General features: G+C 72.2%; 12 protein-coding genes. 4 read left to right on the top strand and 8 right to left on the bottom strand.

Translation table 11 applies throughout. The features are described 5' to 3' along the window. On the top strand, nucleotides 1-1,694 hold a 1,694-nt coding region (locus ACZ63F_RS03630; protein ID WP_469708306.1), incomplete at its 5' end, for an NHLP bacteriocin export ABC transporter permease/ATPase subunit. A gap of 4 nt (nucleotides 1,695-1,698) precedes the next feature. On the opposite strand, the gene ACZ63F_RS03625 is transcribed toward ACZ63F_RS03630, so the two are convergent. Together ACZ63F_RS03625 and ACZ63F_RS03620 are read right to left on the bottom strand one after the other, a co-directional pair. Beyond that, a complete protein-coding gene (locus ACZ63F_RS03625; protein WP_469708304.1) occupies nucleotides 1,699-2,229 on the bottom strand; it encodes an SRPBCC family protein in 531 nt (176 codons plus the stop codon). Nucleotides 2,230-2,234: 5 nt separating this feature from the next. Beyond that, on the bottom strand, nucleotides 2,235-2,576 hold the full coding sequence (locus tag ACZ63F_RS03620) for an ArsR/SmtB family transcription factor (RefSeq protein ID WP_352362870.1): 342 nt from the start codon (nucleotides 2,574-2,576) through the stop codon (nucleotides 2,235-2,237). A gap of 212 nt (nucleotides 2,577-2,788) precedes the next feature. Here ACZ63F_RS03620 and ACZ63F_RS03615 point away from each other — a divergent pair, with 212 nt between their 5' ends. Further along, nucleotides 2,789-4,291 carry an MFS transporter gene (locus tag ACZ63F_RS03615; RefSeq protein ID WP_469708302.1) on the top strand — a complete coding sequence of 501 codons (1,503 nt, stop codon included), beginning with the start codon at nucleotides 2,789-2,791 and terminating at the stop codon, nucleotides 4,289-4,291. 347 nt (nucleotides 4,292-4,638) lie between these two features. Here the strand turns inward: ACZ63F_RS03615 and ACZ63F_RS03610 are convergent, their stop codons facing one another. Then, nucleotides 4,639-5,061, bottom strand: coding sequence for a subtilase-type protease inhibitor (locus ACZ63F_RS03610; protein ID WP_469708300.1), 423 nt, complete (start codon nucleotides 5,059-5,061; stop codon nucleotides 4,639-4,641). Nucleotides 5,062-5,384: 323 nt separating this feature from the next. Between ACZ63F_RS03610 and ACZ63F_RS03605 the strand changes: the two genes are divergently transcribed. Further along, nucleotides 5,385-5,915, top strand: coding sequence for a hypothetical protein (locus ACZ63F_RS03605; RefSeq protein WP_469708299.1), 531 nt, complete (start codon nucleotides 5,385-5,387; stop codon nucleotides 5,913-5,915). Between the two features lie 120 nt (nucleotides 5,916-6,035). Here ACZ63F_RS03605 and ACZ63F_RS03600 read toward each other — a convergent pair whose 3' ends face one another. The 4 genes from ACZ63F_RS03600 to ACZ63F_RS03585 all read right to left on the bottom strand — a co-directional run bounded on the left by ACZ63F_RS03600 (nucleotide 6,036) and on the right by ACZ63F_RS03585 (nucleotide 12,074). Beyond that, nucleotides 6,036-7,667, bottom strand: a complete 1,632-nt coding sequence (locus ACZ63F_RS03600) for an RICIN domain-containing protein (protein WP_469708297.1) — start codon at nucleotides 7,665-7,667, stop codon at nucleotides 6,036-6,038. Between the two features lie 475 nt (nucleotides 7,668-8,142). After that, nucleotides 8,143-8,520: a toxin Doc gene (locus tag ACZ63F_RS03595; RefSeq protein WP_293991433.1), complete on the bottom strand. Its 378-nt coding sequence runs from the start codon at nucleotides 8,518-8,520 to the stop codon at nucleotides 8,143-8,145. Between the two features lie 3 nt (nucleotides 8,521-8,523). Further along, nucleotides 8,524-8,766 carry a hypothetical protein gene (locus ACZ63F_RS03590; protein ID WP_351486516.1) on the bottom strand — a complete coding sequence of 81 codons (243 nt, stop codon included), beginning with the start codon at nucleotides 8,764-8,766 and terminating at the stop codon, nucleotides 8,524-8,526. A 206-nt stretch (nucleotides 8,767-8,972) separates the two neighbouring features. Beyond that, entirely contained in the window at nucleotides 8,973-12,074 is a 3,102-nt protein-coding gene (locus tag ACZ63F_RS03585; protein ID WP_469708294.1) for a glycoside hydrolase family 2 TIM barrel-domain containing protein, read from the bottom strand. A gap of 272 nt (nucleotides 12,075-12,346) precedes the next feature. Between ACZ63F_RS03585 and ACZ63F_RS03580 the strand changes: the two genes are divergently transcribed. Continuing rightward, nucleotides 12,347-14,731, top strand: a complete 2,385-nt coding sequence (locus ACZ63F_RS03580; RefSeq protein ID WP_469708292.1) for a SpoIIE family protein phosphatase — start codon at nucleotides 12,347-12,349, stop codon at nucleotides 14,729-14,731. Between the two features lie 524 nt (nucleotides 14,732-15,255). Here ACZ63F_RS03580 and ACZ63F_RS03575 read toward each other — a convergent pair. Continuing rightward, entirely contained in the window at nucleotides 15,256-15,651 is a 396-nt protein-coding gene (locus ACZ63F_RS03575; RefSeq protein WP_469708290.1) for a YybH family protein, read from the bottom strand. Between the last annotated feature and the right edge of the window lie 99 nt (nucleotides 15,652-15,750).

Raw genomic sequence — 15,750 nt, 5'->3', positions numbered from 1 at the left:
TGTTTGGCTTGCTTTGTGGGACCCTGAGGGGCACGCGCGGCACTTGGAGAACCTTGTTCGTGGCGGGTTGGGGCACTGGGGCGGCCGCCCCCCTGCCCCCCCCCCCCACCGGCAGGGTGCTGGGCGACTACGTGCCGAAGGCCCAGACGGACCTGATCGTGCAGGTGTGCCTGGCGGTGATGATCAGCGCGGTGGTGTCGGCCGCGTTCACGCTCCTGGAGAACCTGACCATCCTGCGCCTGGAGGGCCGTATCGAGGCGACCCTGCAACCGGCCGTCTGGGACCGGCTGCTGCGGCTGCCGACCAGGTTCTTCACCCAGCGCTCGACCGGGGAGCTGGCCAGCGCGGCGATGGGCGTCAGCGCGATGCGCCGGCTGCTGGCGGGGGTCGGCCCGGTGGTCGCCCAGTCGGTGACCGTCGGGGTGATGAACCTGGGTCTGCTGTTCTGGTACAGCGTGCCGATGGCGCTGGCGGCCCTTGCCATGCTGGTCGTCATCGCCGCGCTGTTCCTGGGGCTCGGGCTGTGGCAGGTGCGCTGGCAGCGCAAGCTCGTGGTGCTCGGCAACAAGCTGAACAACCAGGCCTTCCAGACCCTGCGGGGCCTGCCCAAGCTGCGGGTGGCGGCCGCCGAGAACTACGCGTACGCGGCCTGGGCGGCCGAGTTCGCGCGCAGCCGGCAGCTCCAGCAGAAGGTGGGCCGGATCAAGAACCTCACCACGGTGCTGGGCTCGGTCTACCTCCCGGTCTGCACTCTGCTGATGTTCATGCTGCTCGCGGGACCGGCGCGGGGCGCCATGGACGCGGCGGCCTTCCTCACCTTCAACACGTCGGTGACGATGCTGCTCACCTCGGTCACCCAGCTGACCGGTTCCTTCGTGTCGGCGGTGGCCGCGCTCCCGCTCTTCGAGGAGATCAAGCCGGTCCTGGAGGCCGCCCCCGAGGTCCGCACCGCCAGCACCCGCCCCGGCCCGCTGTCCGGCGCCCTGGAGGCCCGCCGCCTGTCCTTCCGGTACTCGGACGACGGTCCCCTGGTCCTGGACGACGTCTCCTTCACCGTCCGCCCGGGCGAGTTCGTGGCGGTCGTCGGCCCGAGCGGCTGCGGCAAGTCGACCCTGCTGCGGCTGCTGATCGGCTTCGACAGACCGGTCTCGGGAAGCGTGCTGTACGACGGCCAGGACCTGGGCGCCCTCGACCAGTCGGCGGTCCGCCGCCAGTGCGGGGTGGTGCTCCAGCACGCGCAGCCCTTCACCGGCTCGATCCTGGACGTCATCTGCGGCACCGAGCCCTACACCCCCGAGGAGGCGATGGCGGCGGCCGAGATGGCCGGGCTCGCGGAGGACATCAAACGGATGCCGATGGGGCTGCACACCATCGTCGCCGGGAGCGGCGCGATCTCCGGCGGCCAGCGGCAGCGGCTGATGATCGCCCAGGCGCTGATCCGGCGCCCGCGCATCCTCTTCTTCGACGAGGCGACGAGTGCGCTAGACAACGACACCCAGCGCACGGTCATCGAGAGCACCCGCAAGCTGAACGCCACCCGGATCGTGATCGCCCACCGGCTGTCCACGGTGCTGGACGCCGACCGGGTGATCGTGATGGAGGACGGCAAGGTCGCCCAGCAGGGCCCGCCCGCCCAGCTGCTCGCGGACACCGGCGGACGCCTGCACGAACTGGTGCGACGCCAGCTGGCGTGACCGGTCAGGCGTCGATGCCGGGGACCGGGGCGCCGGAGGGCAGGCCGGCGTCGAGACAGGCCTGGTAGTACTCCTTCCAGGGCGCGGTGACGCCGGCGTGCGGGCCCGGGAAGCGCTCGCCGCGGGCCTTGGCGTCGAGGGCGGCGAGGCAGACCTCCCAGCCGGCGCTGTTGCGGGCGGCGGTGTTCTCCTCGCCGAGGACGTGCGTGAGGGTGAAGCGGGTTCCGTCGGGACCCGCGTCCTCCAGGTCGAAGCGGATCTCGTCGCCGCCCCAGTCGAAGGTCAGGTTCCGGGGCGGGTCGACGGCGAGCACGGTGCCGTGCGACTCGGGCATGTTCGGGTCGCCGGTGAACTTGACGGCGCCGCCGGGGCGCAGGTCGAACTCGGCGCGGGACGGGAACCACCCGGCGAGTTCGTCGGGGTCGGTGACGAAGTGCCAGACGCGATCGACGGGGTGGCCGTACAGGCGGCTGAAGCGGACCGCGGGGCGGCCGTCGTCGAGGGTGACGTAGGTGCCGGTGAGTTCGGCGGGCATGGGGATCAGTCCTTCGAGGTGGGGGATTCCGGGGCGGCCACCGTCTCGTCCAGGCGGCGGCCCAGGGTGTCCAGGCTGCTGTTCCACAGCCGGCGATAGGGGGCCAGCCAGGCGTCGAGTTCGGCGATGGGTGTCGGGTCCAGGGCGTAGACGCGGCGCTGCGCGTCCTGCCGGACCCGGACCAGGCCCGCCTCCCTCAGCACCTTGAGGTGCTTGGACGTGCTGGGCTGGCTGAGGCCGCATGCGTCCACGATCTCGCCGACGGGGCGCGGGCGGGTGAGGAGGAGGCCGACTATGGCACGTCGGTGGGGGTCGGCCAGGGCGGTCCAGAGGGTGTCGGCGGACATGAGCTTAATATGCCCACACAGTTATATTCCTGTCAAGGAATATGCGCCCCGTGCCTAACACCCCGCCCCACCCCAGCGAAACGTTGCCGTTTCGCTGAAAGTGGTCTAGGGTCGATGTGTACGAAACCGTTTCGTTCGCGGAGCTGTAGGCGCCGTGTCGACGAAACGGCTTCCTGGTAAATCCCGAACGACTTCCCTGGAGTGGTTCTCGCATGTCCGAGAAGACTTTGACCGACGACGTCCGCGTCGGTACCGAGGAGGCACCGCCGGTCGCCTCCCCCAAGCGGTGGTGGATCCTCGCGGTCATCGCGGTCGCCCAGCTGATGGTGGTGCTCGACGCCACCATCGTGAACATCGCTCTCCCGTCCGCCCAGGCCGACCTCGGGTTCTCCGACGGCAACCGGCAGTGGATCGTCACCGCGTACGCCCTCAGCTTCGCGTCCCTGCTGCTGCTCGGCGGCCGGATCGCCGACCTGTTCGGACGCAAGACCGCCTTCCTCATAGGAGTCGTCGGCTTCGCCGCCGTGTCGGCGCTGGGCGGTGCCGCGAACGGCTTCGGGATGCTGGTCACCGCGCGGGCCCTCCAGGGCGCCTTCGGCGCGCTGCTCGCCCCGACCGCGCTCTCGCTCCTCAACACCACGTTCACCGACGCCCGTGAGCGGGCGCGGGCGTTCAGTGTCTACGGTGCCATCGCCGGTGCCGGCGGTGCGGTGGGGCTGCTGCTCGGCGGTGTCCTCACCGACACGTTCGACTGGCGCTCGACCCTGTACGTGAACGTCGCGATCGCGGTCGTCGCCTTCGCGGGCGGCATGGCGCTGCTGCACAACCACCGTGACGCCGGGAACGCCAAGCTGGACGTCCCCGGTACGGTCCTGGTCGCGGCCGGTCTGTTCTCGCTGGTCTACGGCTTCTCCAACGCCGAGTCGCACGACTGGGGTTCGCCGCTGACCTGGGGCTTCCTGGTCGCCGGCGTCGCGTTCCTGGCGGCCTTCGCGTGGTGGCAGACCAAGTCCGCGCACCCGCTGCTGCCGCTGGGCATCCTGATGGACCGCAACCGGGGGGCCTCGCTCCTCGCCGTGCTGATCTCCGCCGGCGGCATGTTCGGCGTGTTCCTCTTCCTCACCTACTACCTGCAGCTGAACCTCGGTTTCAGCCCGACGAAGACCGGCGTGGCGTTCCTGCCGATGATCGGCGGCCTGATGGTGACGGCACAGATCGGTACCCAGGTTCTCGTGCCGCGGCTCGGCCCCAAGGTGGTCGTCCCGCTGGGCTTCGCGGTCTCCGCGGCCGGCATGGCCTGGCTGACCGGGATCGGCGTCGGCTCCAGCTACGTCAGCGCGGTGCTGCCGCAGCTGATCATCACCGGTCTCGGTCTGGGCCTGGTCATGCCGGCGGCCATGCAGCTGGGAACCGGCGGGGTGACGGCCGACGAGGCGGGTGTCGCCTCGGCGACGGTCAACGCCATGCAGCAGGTGGGCGGTTCGATCGGCACGGCGCTGCTGAACACGCTCGCGGCGAGTGCGGCGACGGACTACCTGGCCGGCAAGGACGCGACGAGCAAGCTGGTGCAGGCGCAGGCGACGATCGAGAGCTACACGACCGCGTTCTGGTGGTCGGCCGGGATGTTCGCGGTCGGCGCGGTCATCGCCTTCGTGCTGTTCCGCAAGGGGGTGCCGCAGCAGGACCCGGACGCGGCGCCGGTCGTCCACATGTGACGTCCGCAGAGCCGCAGCAACCGAGGGGTCACCGTCAGCAGGGAGACGGTGGCCCCTCGCCGTGTCGTCCGCGGGAGTCAGGTGGCTGGTCGCGCGGTTCCTCCCCCGGCCTTCGGCCGAAGGCACCGCCGGCGCCCCCGAAGGGACGCCGGGACGTTCTCCGCCGCTCCCCGGCATTCCCCGGGAGGGGAACGCCGGGGAGCGGCGGTGGTGCCGGGGGGTCGGACGGGCAGCCCCACACCACCCGTCCGCCCCCCGGGTGCGAGATCGCAGGTTCCCCGCTCCAGGGGCCGCACTCCCCAGTTGCGGACCTGTCCGGCAGTCACGAGGACCGTGCGATCCCGGGCTCAGAAGGCGAAGACGTGCGTCCCGTAGGCGTCCCTCATGCACTGGTTGCCGAAGGTGTGCTCGTAGGAGACGCGCTTGCCCTGCCAGACGCCTTCCACCGTGACCACGACGGGGTCGTAGAGCTTGGTGCACCACACGTCGGCTTGGGGTACGAGGGCGTTCAGGTCTCCGCCGGCGCCGCGGAGTTCGGCGCAGGCCTCGGCGGCCGCCGGGTGGGTCCCGGAGGCGCTGGGGGCGCAGTTCAGGGTGACGGCGCGCTCGGGCGTGGCGGTCGCCGCCTCTGTGCCGTGGCCGGTGGTGAGCACCAGGGCCGAGGGGGCGTAGAGCGAGCTCGGGGCGGCGCCGGCGGCCCCCGCCAGGGGTCCGCAGACGGCGGCGGCCGTAAGGCCGATGGTCGCTGCCCAGCGCGCGGTGGTTCGCATTGTGTGCATCCTTCCGCTCGGTTCGACGGGTGCCGCCCTCGGCCCGGTGGGTGCCGGGGCGGCGGGCGCCACTCTGCCGAGTCCGCCGCCGAAACACACATCGAACCCACATGTTTCAGTAACCTTGCGTATTGAATCAGTGGCGTGAAGTCACGGAAATCGAACGCGTCGACCGCTCAACGGAGCGGTTCTTGATCGCCCGAAGCAGCCAGATGGCCTGATCCCGTCGCCTCGTTAATCGTCCTGAAACATTCCGCTTCCGCTGTCGGCGGACTTCCGGGCAAGCCCTTGCCTTTGTTCTGCAACGGAGTAATCGTCATTACATGATTACTCAAGAGCAGCGAGACACGGTACGCGGCTGGTTCGCCGGCCGCCTGCCCGACGGTCTCTTCGAGGAACTGGTCGAGGTGACGGTCGACCGCGAGGAGGTCACCGTCATCGGGCGCATCCCCGGCCCCAAGCTCGCCGACGGCGCGTCGGACGCGGAGCGGGAGGCAGCCGTACAGGGCCGGATCCAGGAGTTCCGGGAGCGCACCCGGGAGGACCGGATGGGCGTCGCACGGGAGGCGGAGCACCAGTTCCGGCGCAAGGTCTCCTGGGGCGTGGAGTGTTCGGGTCAGCGGGCGCTGTTCACGCATGTGGCCGCACCGGTGATGACCCGGCTGCGCCAGTCCGAGCGGGAGGTCCTGGACACCCTGATCGCCGGCGGCGTGGCGCGCAGCCGCAGCGAGGCCCTGGCCTGGTGCGTCCGCCTGGTGCAGCGCCACACCGACGACTGGCTGACCGAACTCCGCGAGTCCCTGGAACACGTGGAGCGCGTCCGGTCCCAGGGCCCGGACGCCGACCAGGACTGAACGCGCCCCCAAGGGGCGCTGGGGGTACCCCCGGCCGAAGGCTGGGGGAGGAACTGCGCGACCAGTCACGACGACGCCGCGGACGGCCCACGACGCTCCCGGGCCCTCCCCGCGCGGTGCCTAGTGGCCGGCCAGTCCCGCCGGCTGCGCGGAAGGCCCCCCGCTCCCGGCGGTGGAGAGCGAACCGTGGCTCTGCGACCGCACGGGCGCGTCGGTGAGCCAGTGCTGGCCGCTGGTGTGGTCGCGGACCTTGACCACGATGTCGGAGCCGGGGTCCACCCCGCCCGTCCCGAGGGCGAGGGTCTCGTCCCAGCGTGGCAGCAACTCGCCCTGGGCGGTGAGGTCGTAGCGCACGTCCCCACCGCGCTCGGCGCCCTCGTCGGCACAGGTGCCGAGGATGACCACCCCGGCGTCCGCGTGCGAGTCCAGGCACAGGTCCTGGCCGGCCGCGCTGCGCAGTTCGCCGTCGCTCTCGTACGTCCACTGCTGGGTCGAAGCCGAGGAGCACACCGCGAGCACGACGCTCGCCCCCGTCTTCGGCTCGCCGTTGACGTCCAGGCAGAGCTGGGCGGCGGCGTTGCGCAGCCGGGTCGTGTGGTCGGCGGCGGGCAGTCCGGCCGTGCCGGAAGTGGGCGTTGCCTCGGGTTCGGAGCCGCCGGGCACCAGACCCGCGGTGGCGACGGCGTCGCTGCCGTCACCGCCGCCGGACAGCGTGCTGACCGCGAGCACGGAGGCGAGCAGTCCCGCGCCGGCCACGCCGACACTGGTCAGCAGCGTCTTCGACGACCAGGAGCCGGGCGGACGGCGCACCGCCACGGGGATGCGGGCGAGGATCCGGGTCGTCCGGGCGGCCGCGCGCCGCCGGCCGCCGCCGCCGCGCCGGGTGGCGGCGCGGGTGAGGGGAGCCTCCGCACCGCCCTTGCGCCCCGGGCGCGTGTCGAGGTAGCGGCGGGCCCCCCAGCCGAGCACCGCCTCGACCAGCAGCACGCCCAGTCCGCCCTCGACATGGCCGAGTTGCTCGGCGGCGGCTCTGCAGTACGGGCACTCCGCGAGATGCGCGCGGACGTCCGGCAGCAGGCCACCGCCGCGGCGGATCGGCACGTCGAGGAGCCGGTTGTAGTAGCGGCACTCCTGGGACGGCGCGAGTTCCCGGTGGGCGCGGACACAGCCCTCGCGGAATTTCTCGCGGGCGTCCTCGAGAGCCGCGGACGCGCTTGCCGTGTCCATACCCAACAGACCGGCCGGTACGGTTATCGGTTCCGCCTCCACCTCCGCGTGCCAGAGCAGGCTCTGGGCGAGCGGCGGAAGGCCCAGGAATGAACGCTCCGCGAGGGTGCGGTTTTCCGGGGTCATGGACTTCGTGGCGCGCATACCGCGCCCACCGGCCGGTTTCCCGAGGTCCGGGAGAACTTCCGCTATTCGGTCCTCCACGGCCCAGTTGGCGACCGTGTCGCGGACGGAGACCAGCAGCCGCGGCCGGATCGCGTCGGCCGTCTCGCCGAGGGCCACCCGGTCGAGTACCTGGTGGAAGGCGGCGGCCGCGACCATGTGCGCGACGGGCCCCGAGGCGGCCAGGCAGATGACCGCGTACTCCTGGACGGGCCGCCAGTGCCGGGCCATGAGCAACGCGGCGGACCGGGAGGCCTCGATGTCCGAACCGGCTCGCAGCGGCGCGGCGAGGGACTCGTCGGACTCCCCCGCACCACCACCCGGCGGCGGATAGGAAGGGCGAGGCGGGTGGAGGGTGGACACGGAGCGGATTCCTTTGGTGCGTTGGTGCGTACCTCTTCGGTGCGCCTGCGGAGGGCGGGAATTCGCCGGCACGGTGTCGGTACGGTGTCGGTCGCGTCCTCAACTGCCGAATTGGACCAGGCCTTTACCCCGCGCGGGCATTCACCTTCGCACAAGTCTCACACAAGCAACAAGGCGCCAGAACAACATCGACAGCATTGACAGAAAGTCAGAAAGACGGCGGTGGCTATTGCCCCTTCATGGCCGCATTCACCATTCCGCGCGCCCCGTGTGAACCGTGCGCCCGCACCGGTCCCGCGCGCACGCTCCCGGCCCGCCCGCACGGGTGGTCCACTGGTGACCGGCCCTCCTCACGAGGCCCCGCGCGGAACGGCGGCTCTTCCGCGCGAAACAGGCCGCCGGCCCCGTTCCTCCCGCCCTCGGCCGGCGGCCCCGAGGGTCTCGGGGCAGCTCTCCCTGCACGTCCGGGCAGGCGTCAGAGCTGCCAGGAACGGAGCCGGTCCGCCGCGGCATAGACGTCGGCCTTGCCGCTCATCAGGTCGCGGGCGAGGTCGACGAGGGCGCCGTAGGGCGGGTCGATGCCGACATCGCTGACGTACATGTAGGCCACGGCGGTCGCGCAGGCGAACCGGGCGTTGGCCGAGGGCAGCGGCTTGAGCAGGGCGAGTGTGTGCAGCAGGGCCGCGGCCCGCCAGGCGGCGTCGGAGTCCACACCGAGGCGCGGCGGGTCGACCCGGTGCCGGGCGACGGCGGCGACCAGCGCGGAGAAGTCGTTGATGGTGGGCTGCTCCGGCATGACTTCCTCATGGCGCTGGAGCAGCCAGGGCACGTCGATGTGGATGACCGGCGGCATGGCTCAGGCGGCCTCGCCCTTCGCGGGCGGCTGCTCGTCGTCCGGGAACGCCGCGGCGAACTCGGCGGCGTGCGCCGCGAAGAAACGGCGGAATTCCTCCGCCCCTTCCTGCAGCGCCCGGTGCCGGGCGATGTCGGCGGCGGCCGCCTCACGGACAAGGGCCTTCATCGACGTACCGCGCTCCTTGGCTATCTGCCTCAGGTCCTCGAGTTCGCGGTCGCTGAACTCCACGTTGAGAGCTGGCATGCCCTTCACGGTACCGCGAGGGTACTCCACCGTAAATACCCGCAGGTCAAGACCGGCTCACCACGGTACCAGCGGGTCCCGAGCGCCAGGCCCGTTTCCCGCCGGTCGGCGGCGTGGCGCCGCGCCGGACGCGATGTCACGACGAGAGGGACGACGCGTGCGAGGCATCGGATGGATCAGGTGGAACAACCGTCCCCTCGGCCGCCTCAGACGTCGAGGCGGGTGATCCGCACCGCGCCCGTGGCCGCCCCCGGGTGGGCGCTGGTCAGGGTCAGCCGGATCCGGGAGCCGCGTGCCGCGGTGAAGGTGATGGCGGTCGGGGTGTCCGAGGCGGTCGCCCAGTCCACGACCGTGTCCCGCACCCCCCGGTACGCCGTGCCGTCCCAGACGGCCACCTCGACCGAGGCGGGGAGGGTGTGGGTGGCGTCCACGGTGAAGGAGACGTCCATCCGGTCGTAGGTGCGGGTGCGCCCGTGGTCGACCGACACCCAGTCGGCGATCCGGGCGCCGCCGAAGGCGGGCAGCAGGGCCGTGGCCGACTTGGCGAAGGCGTTGGACCAGCCGGTGGCGGGGTCGCCGTCGAGCATGGCGGCCGGGAGGGTGTCCGGACGGCCGGAGTAACTGGCGTCCGCGTAGGGGAAGTCCGGCGGGGACGGGTGGTCCGGGCCGAAGTGCGGGGCGGGGGTGCTCGCCGCGGTGCGGGCCGGGGTGATGTGCACGGTCGTGGTGTCCGTACGCAGGCCGGCCACCCGCGCGGTCACCTTGAGGGATCCGGGCTTCGTACCGGAGCGGACGACGGCGAGGGCCTTGCCGTGGAAGGCGGTCCGGGTGCTCGCCTGGTAGCGCTCGGCGCTCTCCTGACGGCCGTTGTCGAGCCCGGCGAGCGAACCGCCGGTCACCGCGAAGGAGATGAGGTGCTCGGCGTCGGGCACCACCACCCCGTGCGCGTCGACGATCTCGGCGGTCACGAAGACCAGCGAACGCCCGTCCGCGGCAGCGGACTTGCGGTCGGGTGTGAGGCGGACGGCGTGCGGGGCACCGGCGGTGCGCAGGACGTCGGTCGCGACCGTCTTGCCGTCGCGCCGGGCCACCGCCTTCAACTCGCCCGGCCGGTAGGGCACTTTCCAGGTCAGGTGCAGTTTGCCCGCGCTGCCGTTGGGGCTGGTGTAGCTGCCCGGGTAGGGGCCGGTGGTGAAGGTCTTGTCGTCGCCGGTGGGCTCGGTGGTCTCCAGGTAGGCGCGGCCGTCGGTGGTCTCCTTGGTGTCGAACTCCCGTACTCCCAGGGACGTTCCGTTCAGGAACAGCTCGACGGCGGGCACGTTGGCGTAGGCCCACACCTCGACCGTGTCCCCCTCCTCGTGGTTCCAGCTCATCGGCAGCAGGTGCACCATCGGCTCAGTCACCCACTGGCTGCGGAAGAGGTGGTACATGTCCTTCGGGAAGCCGGCCGTGTCGACCGCGCCGAAGAAGGACGACTTCACCGGGAACACGTCGTACGGCGTCGGCTCGCCGATGTAGTCGATGCCCGACCACAGGAACTGGCCCGCGAACCACTTGCGGTCCCGGTCCTTCTTGTGGCCGTACTCGCCGCTCATCGTCCAGGAGGCGAGGTTGTTGTCGTAGGACGAGGTCGCGCGGCGGCCGGGGGTGTGGTTCTCGCCGGTGTTGAGGTGTTCCGGCTCCTGGTACGTGCCACGGGTGGACGTCTCCGAGGAGGACTCGGACTCGAAGAGGAACAGGTGCGGGTAGGCCGCGTGCAGCGCGTCGACGGACCTGGCGGTGTTGTAGTTGAGGCCGAGTCCGTCGAGCTTGGCCAGCATCAGGTCGGCGGCGGAGCCCGGCTTGGGCACGCTGCGGTACTTGTCGGATCCGATGACCAGGGGGCGGGTGTCGTCGGCGGCGCGGATCGCGGCGATGATCCGGTCGGCCATGGCGAGGCCGGCGGTGGAGGTGGAGTCGGGGATCTCGTTGCCGATGGACCACAGGACGACGGCGGGCGAGTTGCGGGCGGCCAGGACCATCTCGGTGGCGTCCGCCTCGCACCACTCGTCGAAGAAGCGGCCGTAGTCGTACGTGGTCTTGCCGGTCCGCCAGCAGTCGAAGGCCTCCACCATCATCACGACGCCCAGTTCCTCGCAGACCTCGATCATCTGCGGCGAGGGCGGGTTGTGCGAGGTGCGGAAGGCGTTGACGCCCATCGACTTCATGATGGTCATCTGTCTGCGCACCGCGTCGGCGCTGATCGCCGCGCCGAGGGCACCCTGGTCGTGGTGGAGGTCGACGCCCTTGATCTTGGTGGGGACGCCGTTGAGGGAGAAGCCCTCGTCGGGGTCGAAGCGGTAGCTGCGGATGCCGAAGACCGTGCGGTAGGTGTCGGTGGTGGTGCCGCCGACCCGGAGTTCGGTGTGCAGCGTGTAGCGGTGCGGGGCCTCGACGGACCACAACCTCGGTCTCGCCACGGCCAGTTCATGGGTCTCGGTGGCAGCACCGGTGCCCGTGACCGTGACCGTCGAGGTGGTACGGGCGACCGTACGGCCGTCGGGGTCGGCGATCCGGGAGACCACCATGACGTCCGCGCCCTCGCCGGAGTCGTCCACGACGGCGGTCCGCACCCGCACCACGGCCCGCTCCGCGGTGATGTCCGGGGTGGCGACATACGTCCCCCACCGCGCCACGTGCACGGGATCGGTCACCACCAGGCGGGCCTCGCGGTAGATGCCGCTGCCCGAGTACCAGCGGCTGCTGGGCAACTGGTTCTGCACCTTGACCGCGAGGACGTTCTCGGTGCTGCCGTCGGTGTGCAGCAGGCCGGTGAGGTCGAAGGCGAAGCCGGTGTAGCCGTAGGGGTGGCGGCCGGCCTCGGTGCCGTTGCAGTAGACGTACGAGTCCATGTAGACGCCGTCGAACTCCACCGAGATCCGCTTGCCCGCGCAGTCCGGCGGGAGGGTGAAGGCGAGCCGGTACCAGCCGAGGCCGCCCGGGAAGAAGCCGGTGCCGCTGGTGGTGCCGTGGTCGGTGGTGGGGGTCTGCTCGATGCTCCAGTCGTGCGGTACGGCGACCCGCCGCCAGGCCGAGTCGTCGTACCCGGGGTCGGCGGCGTCCGAGTAGCCGCCGGTCGGGTCGGTGATCCCGCCCGCGTTGACCAGCGCGAACCGCCAGCCGTCCCGCAGGGCGACCGTGCGGCGACCGCCGGCCTGCGAGAACGTATCCGAGTCCGGGGCCGCCCAGGCGCCCGGGGCGCCCAGCAGGACGCCGGCCGCCGGGGCTGCCGCGGCGGCTGCCAGAACCGATCTGCGTGTGACCGTCATGGTGCGGCTCTCCCTCATCAGGGCCCAGAACTACTCACAACTGATCGTTAACAAACAGATTCTGACGGGGTGGCACTTGTGTCCGTCAAGGGTCCGGAAGCCTCCGCCCTCCCCTTTCGTCCCGGCGGCCGGTCCCCGTCCGTTACCCCGGACAGGGCCCGGCAGCGACCGGCCGTCCGTCGCCGCCTGCCGGTCACGGGAGGGTCCGAAGCACTACCCTGAACACGAGTGGTGCACCTGTTGACTGTGAGTGTGCGCTTGGGAGTGGCGAGATGAGCCGGGTCTATCCCTTCGACGATGCGGCGACGGCCCGGGCGGTCATCGGCGAGGACGGCACACTGACCGAGTGGAGCGAGGGCGCGCGGCGGCTCCTCGGCCACCCGGCCGAGGACGTCGTGGGCCGGCCCGCGGCGCTGCTGCTCGCCGGGGACGTCGCACCGCGCGCGCCCGTCGGCACCCGCTGGGACGGCACCCTCGGACTCCGCCACCGGGACGGCCGCACGGTCCCGGTCTGGCTGCTCGCCCACCACACCCCGGCCCACGACGAACGGCCCGGCCAGTGGACGGTGGTCTCCCCGCTGGACGGCGGCGGGCCGCGCACCCCGGACGACCCGCTGGCCACGGCCACGCTGACGCAGTCGCCGTGCGCCATCGCGGTCTACGACGACCAGCTCAGGCTGCGCCGGATGAACGAGGCGATGGCCCGGGTCATCGGGCTGCCCGAAGGACGGGTCCAGGGGCTCAGGGTCACCGAGATCGGCGGCAAGCCGGAGAGCGGGGAGCTGGAGCGGAGCATGCTCCGGGTGCTGACCTCGGGCCGGCCGCTGGACGTGCAGACGTACACGCGGAGCGGCGGCGAGGACCGGGCGCACGCCTGGCTGGCCCGGGTGGCGCCGGTCACCGACGCCGCGGGGCGGGTGCGGGGCGTGAGCCTGGCCGCCCATGACTTCACCGAGAACTACCTGGCCAGGGAGCGGCTCCAGCTGGTCAACGCGGCGAGTGTGCGGATCGGCAGCACCCTCGACGTCGTCCGGACGGCCCAGGAGCTGGCGGACGTCTGCGTCCCGGCCCTCGCCGACCTCGTCACCGTCGACCTGCTGGACCCGCCGGAGGACGGCGGCGACCTCCCGGCCCGGCTGAGCGCGCCGGTCACCCTGCGCCGCATCGCACACCAGTCCGTACTCCCCGGCGTCCCCGAGGCGGTCCTCAAGCCCGGTCAGACCGAGGTCTACCCGGCCACCTCACCGCAGGCGGACTCGCTGACCGCGGGGCACACGATCGTGGCCTCGGTGTCGTCCGGCGAGCTGGACGAGTGGCTGAGCTGGAACAAGGTCCGCGGGGAGCGGGTGCGCGAGTTCGGCGTGCACTCATCGATGTCGGTGCCGATCCAGGCCCGCGGCACCACCCTGGGGGTCGCGGTGTTCCGGCGGCACCGGCGGCTCGACCCGTTCGGGCCGGACGACGTGCTGCTCGCCGAGGAGATCACCGCCCGGGCCGCCGTCTGCATCGACAACGCGCGCCGGTACTCGCGCGAGCGCGAGACCGCGCTGGCCCTGCAGCGCAGTCTGCTGCCCCGGACACTGCCGCGCACCGCCGCCCTGCAGGCCGCCTCCCGCTACCTGCCGGCGGCGCGGGCCGGGGTGGGCGGCGACTGGTTCGACGTGATCCAGCTGTCCGGGCTGCGGGTCGCCATGGTCGTCGGGGACGTCGTCGGCCACGGTGTGCAGGCGTCGGCGACGATGGGCCGGCTGCGGACCGCCGTGCGCACCCTCGCCGACATCGACCTGGCACCGGACGAGCTGCTCACCCACCTCGACGACCTGGTGCTGCGGCTCTCCGAGGAGCAGGGCGGCGAGGGCAACCCGGGCGAGGTCGGCGCGACCTGCCTGTACGCCGTCTACGACCCGGTGTCGCGGCGCTGCACGCTGGCCCGCGCCGGGCACCCGCCGCCCGTCCTGCTGCGCCCGGGCCACCTCCCGCATCTGCTCGACCTGCCCGCGGGTCCCCCGCTGGGCCTGGGCGGGCTGCCGTTCGAGTCGGCCGAGGTGACGCTGGACGAGGGCACGGTCCTGGCGATGTTCACGGACGGGCTGATCACCTCCCGGCACCGGGACCCGGACACCGGCCGGCGGCTCCTCCACGAGGCGCTCGCGGCGTACAGCGACTCGCTGGACGAGACCTGCGACCGGATCCTGCACGCCCTGCTGCCGTCCGGCGGCGCGGCCGACGACGTGGCCCTGCTGCTGGCCCGCACGCAGGGGCTGCCGCCGACCCGGGTGGCGTCCTGGGACATCCCCGCGGACCCGGCCCTGGTCGCGCCGATCCGCAAGCAGGTCGTCGAGCAGCTCGACGTGTGGGACCTGAGCAGGGCCGCCTTCACGACGGAGCTGGTGGTCAGCGAGCTGGTCACCAACGCCATCCGGTACGGCGCCCACCCCATCGGGCTGCGGCTGATCCACGACACGGCCACCCTGATCTGCGAGGTCTCCGACACCAGCCACACCGCTCCGCACCTGCGCCGGGCCAAGACCTGGGACGAGGGCGGCCGGGGCCTGCTGCTGGTGGCCCAGCTGACCCAGCGGTGGGGCACCCGGCACACCACGGAAGGCAAGACGATCTGGGCCGAGCTCTCCCTCTTCGAGGACGAGGTTCCCTGAGCGGCGGGAGTGCCGCGGCACCTCGCCGGTCGGCTGCGGCGCCGTCGTGGCCGGTCGCGCAGTTCCCCGCGCCCCTGACGGGGCGCTGTCAGGCGGGCGTGGGAGACAGGTGCGCGTGAACCGCTTGCCAGGCCTCGCTCGGCTGCGGCGCCGTCGAGGCCGGTCGCGCAGTTCCCCGCGCCCCTGACGGGGCACTGTCCAGCGGCCCCCGCAGACAGCTGCGTGTGAACCGTTCGCCAGGCCTCGCTCGGCTGCGGCGCCGTCGAGGCCGGTCGCGCAGTTCCCCGCGCCCCTGACGGGGCACTGTCCAGCGGCCGCCGCAGACAGCTGCGTGTGAACCGTTCGCCAGGCCTCGGTCGGCTGCGGCGGCGTCGAGGCCGGTCGCGCAGTTCCCCGCGCCCCTGACGGGGCACTGTCCAGCGGCCCCCGCAGACAGGTGGGCGTGAACCGCTTGCCAGGCCTCGCTCGGCTGCGGTGCCGTCGTGGCCGGTCGCGCAGTTCCCCGCGCCCCTGACGGGGCACTGTCAGGCGGGCGTGGGAGACAGGTGTTCGTGGACCGCTTGCCAGGCCTCGTCGGTGGTGCGGTGGAAGACGATGGTCTCGCGTTCGTGGAGGGTTTCCTCGCCCGCTGTGGTGGAGACGCGGGTGGTCACCGAGTGGGTGAAGACGGCCGTGTCGCCGAGGAGCTGGAGGTGGCGGTCGGCCGAGTCGCAGGCGAGGACACGGAAGGCGTCCTCGTCGGCCCACCGCTGCCACAGGGCGCGGTACTCCTCGGTGGAGTCCAGGCGCCGGCCGGTGGTGTGGAAGACGAAGGTGGCGTCGGGCGCGAAGGCGGCGAAGTAGTCGTCGGTGCGGCCCTCGGCGAAGGCGGCGATCAGGGCGTCCGCCGCGGCGAGGACGGTGTCGTGGTCGTTGCTCAAGGCTTCGGCTCCGAGATCCGGGCCAGGGGGGGGGGGGGGGGGGGGGGGGGCGGGGAGGGGGGGGGGGGGGGGGGGGGGGGGGGGGGGGGGGGGGGGGCT

The sequence above is a fragment of the Streptomyces sp. NPDC104761 genome (assembly GCF_055583445.1).
Note: the sequence above shows the minus strand (reverse complement) of the source record. Positions and strands in the feature narration are given on the sequence as shown.

Bases quoted from the DNA above. Each gene is read 5' to 3' on its own strand.
- ACZ63F_RS03590 (WP_351486516.1), bottom strand. From the start codon at position 8,766: ATGCCAGCTCTCAACGTGGAGTTCAGCGACCGCGAACTCGAGGACCTG.
- ACZ63F_RS03620 (WP_352362870.1), bottom strand. From the start codon at position 2,576: ATGTCCGCCGACACCCTCTGGACCGCCCTGGCCGACCCCCACCGACGT.
- ACZ63F_RS03625 (WP_469708304.1), bottom strand. From the start codon at position 2,229: ATGCCCGCCGAACTCACCGGCACCTACGTCACCCTCGACGACGGCCGC.
- ACZ63F_RS03605 (WP_469708299.1), top strand. From the start codon at position 5,385: ATGATTACTCAAGAGCAGCGAGACACGGTACGCGGCTGGTTCGCCGGC.
- ACZ63F_RS03580 (WP_469708292.1), top strand. From the start codon at position 12,347: ATGAGCCGGGTCTATCCCTTCGACGATGCGGCGACGGCCCGGGCGGTC.
- ACZ63F_RS03585 (WP_469708294.1), bottom strand. From the start codon at position 12,074: ATGACGGTCACACGCAGATCGGTTCTGGCAGCCGCCGCGGCAGCCCCG.
- ACZ63F_RS03595 (WP_293991433.1), bottom strand. From the start codon at position 8,520: ATGCCGCCGGTCATCCACATCGACGTGCCCTGGCTGCTCCAGCGCCAT.
- ACZ63F_RS03615 (WP_469708302.1), top strand. From the start codon at position 2,789: ATGTCCGAGAAGACTTTGACCGACGACGTCCGCGTCGGTACCGAGGAG.
- ACZ63F_RS03610 (WP_469708300.1), bottom strand. From the start codon at position 5,061: ATGCGAACCACCGCGCGCTGGGCAGCGACCATCGGCCTTACGGCCGCC.